Annotated in this window: 3 tRNA genes; all 3 read right to left on the reverse strand. The window is 53.5% G+C overall.

What is annotated here, in order from left to right:
• Positions 1–6: 6 nt before the first annotated feature.
• The 3 genes from SORDD24_RS10630 to SORDD24_RS10640 all read right to left on the reverse strand — a co-directional run bounded on the left by SORDD24_RS10630 (position 7) and on the right by SORDD24_RS10640 (position 257).
• A tRNA-Phe gene (locus tag SORDD24_RS10630) sits at positions 7–79 on the reverse strand.
• Positions 80–83: 4 nt separating this feature from the next.
• Positions 84–157 (reverse strand) — tRNA-Met (locus SORDD24_RS10635).
• Between the two features lie 10 nt (positions 158–167).
• Positions 168–257: transfer RNA gene (locus SORDD24_RS10640), tRNA-Ser, on the reverse strand.
• Position 258: the final 1 nt, after the last annotated feature.

A 258-nucleotide genomic window follows, 5' to 3' on the forward strand; every position in this document is an offset into this window, starting at 1 on the left:
TTAATATGGCGCGAGACGGAATCGAACCGCCGACACATGGAGCTTCAATCCATTGCTCTACCAACTGAGCTACCGAGCCAAAATTGCGGGAGCAGGATTTGAACCTACGACCTTCGGGTTATGAGCCCGACGAGCTACCGAGCTGCTCCATCCCGCGTTAATATGAAAGGAGGATGTGGGATTCGAACCCACGCACGCTTTTACACGCCTGACGGTTTTCAAGACCGTTCCCTTCAGCCGGACTTGGGTAATCCTCCA

This window comes from Streptococcus oralis, assembly GCF_001579175.1.
Taxonomy (GTDB): Bacteria; Bacillota; Bacilli; order Lactobacillales; family Streptococcaceae; genus Streptococcus; species Streptococcus oralis_O.